The sequence below is a fragment of the Maritalea sp. genome, from assembly GCF_047634455.1.
Classification (GTDB): Bacteria; Pseudomonadota; Alphaproteobacteria; order Rhizobiales; family Devosiaceae; genus Maritalea.
In genome coordinates, this window is sequence record NZ_JBLIAI010000117.1 from 1 (window position 1) to 3,326 (window position 3,326).

3 protein-coding genes and 2 pseudogenes are annotated in these 3,326 nt (G+C 48.8%); 2 read left to right on the top strand and 3 right to left on the bottom strand.

Annotation, left to right across the window (positions count from 1 at the left end):
* Nucleotides 1–253, bottom strand: a pseudogene (locus tag ACJAZW_RS15370) (5'-methylthioadenosine/S-adenosylhomocysteine nucleosidase); the annotation flags it as partial.
* 11 nt (nt 254–264) lie between these two features.
* On the bottom strand, nt 265–1,224 hold the full coding sequence (locus tag ACJAZW_RS15375; protein ID WP_415159680.1) for a pyridoxal-phosphate dependent enzyme: 960 nt from the start codon (nt 1,222–1,224) through the stop codon (nt 265–267).
* A 118-nt stretch (nt 1,225–1,342) separates the two neighbouring features.
* Here ACJAZW_RS15375 and ACJAZW_RS15380 point away from each other — a divergent pair, with 118 nt between their 5' ends.
* Together ACJAZW_RS15380 and ACJAZW_RS15385 are read left to right on the top strand one after the other, a co-directional pair.
* Nucleotides 1,343–2,458, top strand: coding sequence for an aminotransferase class I/II-fold pyridoxal phosphate-dependent enzyme (locus ACJAZW_RS15380; protein WP_415159682.1), 1,116 nt, complete (start codon nt 1,343–1,345; stop codon nt 2,456–2,458).
* Nucleotides 2,455–3,063 carry a helix-turn-helix transcriptional regulator gene (locus tag ACJAZW_RS15385; RefSeq protein ID WP_415159684.1) on the top strand — a complete coding sequence of 203 codons (609 nt, stop codon included), beginning with the start codon at nt 2,455–2,457 and terminating at the stop codon, nt 3,061–3,063. The genes ACJAZW_RS15380 and ACJAZW_RS15385 overlap by 4 nt, the downstream gene beginning before the upstream one ends.
* A gap of 12 nt (nt 3,064–3,075) precedes the next feature.
* On the opposite strand, the pseudogene ACJAZW_RS15390 reads toward ACJAZW_RS15385, so the two are convergent.
* A pseudogene (locus tag ACJAZW_RS15390) lies at nt 3,076–3,326 on the bottom strand (ornithine cyclodeaminase family protein); the annotation flags it as partial.

Below are 3,326 nucleotides of genomic sequence, written 5' to 3' on the forward strand. Positions count from 1 at the left end.
CTTCCCCTTGGCCCAATGTTGCCGAGCCAGCAGAACCTAAAAGAATGACGTAGTCAGGCAATCGATCAACGTTTGCCAGAATTCGCCCTGTATTTACCGCCGCTTCCACCGGCCCTACGCCAATGATAACCGGATCAATCAACTGCTTCAGATCACTCAAGTACTCAGCCGCCGTCGCCATAAGAAACAAAACAGTTTTGCCGTTGCTCAACGATTTCAACTTGTATTCTGGCTTTTGCGGTGCAGCAGTCATTGGACGTCCTTTTAAATCAATGGAATAATTTTGTTTTCATCAAAATTCGCACCACACAACAATACAACATTATTCTGCCCGCGATACTTCTCCGCCTGTTGCACGAGACCGGCAAGCGCAAGCGCCGCGGCTCCTTCGACGATTTGATGTTCTTTGCGGGCGAGCATTTTGAGGCTGGCTGATATCTCGTCTTCGTCGCATACGATCAGGTCGTCAATAACATCTAATGCTATAGGCAGGGTTATGCTGCCCACATCCATCGCCCCTGCGACGCCGTCTGCCAGCGTATCCAAATGGTCCACATCGATTACTTTGCCGTTTCTTATGGCCGCGTGCAATGCTGCTGAATTCTTTGCTGAAACACCAATAATGTTGATGCCGTCGCCAAAGGTTTTCAGCACCGAGCCGATGCCACTGACCAAGCCACCCCCGCCCAACGAAATGAATACATTATCGACCTGGGGTACCTGCTCGAGAATTTCCAAGCCAATTGTGCCTTGCCCGGCAAATATGTCGGCGTCGTTATAGGGCGAGACATAAAGGACATCGTCGTCTTTTTCTGCCGCCGCTCGTGCAATAACTTCTGAATGTCCTGCATCATCCCCGGCAATGATAACCTCTACGCCAAACGACTGAATTTTCTGCAATTTTTGCGGCAACACATTTTTTGGAAGATAAACTGTTAGATTATGGCCAAGAATGGATGCAGCGTATGAAGATGCAATTCCATGGTTGCCCGAACTCGCGGTCACAACTTTCTGGTTAGCACAAAGCGTTGAAAGCTTGCTGAGTGCGCCGCGCAACTTGAAGGAGCCGGTATGCTGGAAGTTCTCCGCTTTGAAGTGCAGCGTGCATCCCAGCTCGTTGCCGATCGATTTTGAGGGCAAACACGGGGTAACATAAATATGCGCAGAAATGCGCGCGCGTGCGCGCACCGAATTGGCTGCCGAAACGTAACATTCATCAATCATAATAGTTCCCTATTTCTACCACATGCGAAACGGCAATGGCCTCAATGTATATTTTGTCTATTTTAGACTTTTCATCTCAATTGATCAACGTTATATTGAAATCAACTTGGAGGAACCGATGGACATTGTTGAATTTTCAATTGAGCGCATACAATCGCTTTACGAGAACACTGTCGACTATAATTTATCTGATAGCGGGGTTCACCCTTACACATTGCGTGAGCTTCTGAACGAAGAACAAATCAGTAAATTGTTGGATGTCGAACTTGGCTACGGCTGGACAAATGGCGGCGTGGAACTTCGCCAATCAATTTCGCGCCTCTACAAAGACAAAACCGAAGACAATGTGATTGTCACCAACGGCTCAGCAGAGGCTAACTTTATTTTGGTTATGGGGATGCTGAACCCGGGCGACGAGTTGGTGGTGATCGTTCCCAATTACCTGCAAATTTGGGGCTGGGCGAAAGCCTTGAACGTCAAAGTTGTTGAAGTGCCGTTGCGCGAGGAACTTGGCTGGCTACCAGATATGGATGAATTGAAAGCCGCCGTGACGTCCAAAACTAAGATGATCACCTATTGTTCGCCAAACAATCCTACGGGCAGTATAATGCCACTAGAGACGCTGGAACAAATCGTGGAACTGGCGCGGGCTCACGACATCTATGTCCACGCGGATGAAGTCTATAAGGGCTCCGAACTTGATGGCAATGAAGGGCCCAGCATCGCAGATATTTATGACAAAGGAATCGCCACAAACGGCTTGTCTAAAGCCATGGCCCTGCCCGGTTTGCGGGTTGGCTGGCTCAGTGGACCAATTGACGTCATAGCGCGCGCTTGGCACTGCAAGGACTACACGTCGATCACAACAAGCTCTGTCAGCGAATATGCTGCTAACATTGTCGTTCAACCCCAAAAGCGCGCACAAATTTTGGCGCGTAGCCGCACCATACTCAACCAAAACGTGGCGATGCTGGCTGAGTGGGTAAGCAACAATAGTGAAAACTATTCATGTCAACTGCCGCAAGCTGGCGGCATGGCATTTGTTAGATATTCCATGAACATCAATTCAACCGAATTGGTGCACCGCATGCGCACGGAGAGATCAATTATGCTGCTGCCCGGTGATTGCTATGGTATGGACGGCTACATCAGGATTGGCGTTGGCGCGCCTGCAAATCATTTAAAGGCGGGCCTAAACCAGTTGCAAGAATTTACACGCGGGTTGAACGATTGACCGACAAAACAACATTCGAGAATGCCAAAGGCATGGCTGATGCCGTGGCAACATTGCTTTCACCCAATGCGGAAGTGATCGTTCACGACATTCGCACCGAAACCGTCCAATATATCGCCAACAATTTTTCTAAGCGCGCAATCGGGGATCCCTCGAATTTGAAAGAAATCGATTTTGTCCCCGACGAACAGGTGATCGGACCATATGAGAAGCTGAATTGGGATGGTCGCCGAATAAAGTCAATTAGCTTGGTCATGCGTGACGCCCAACAAAGGCCGGCCGCGCTTGTTTGCATCAATATGGACCTGTCCCAATTCGATCAGGCACGGCAGCTTTTGACGAACCTGATGAATTTGCCCGTGAGCGACGACAAACCGGCAAACCTGTTCAATGAAGATTGGCATGAACACATCAATGAGTTCATCACCAATTGGGCGGCCGAACATAACTCAAGTGTAGATCGATTGTCGCGCGATCAGAAGAAGGCACTCGTTTTAGCACTCAATAACAAGAACGCTTTTTCGGCAAAACACTCCGTAAACTATGTTGCCCGCGTCATCGGATTGGGCCGGGCAACGATTTACAACTACCTGAAAGAAATATAGCCACACTAGCAGTTAGATGATGCCTTTGGTCTCCAGGATTGTGCGGGCGGCGGCTATGTCCTGGCTTGCTAATCCGGTCAAATCCGCAATTGTGATTTGGCTGTTTGTTTGGCGGCCTAAATCGTTGTTCGCAAGAACGTCGCCGAGCTCAACACAATCTGTTGTAATGATTAAGTTCGCTTCAAAAGCACGTGAAAATTCGCCGTGATCAAGACATTGATCAATTTTGTCAGCAACTCGCACATCAGCTGCGAGGACAAGTT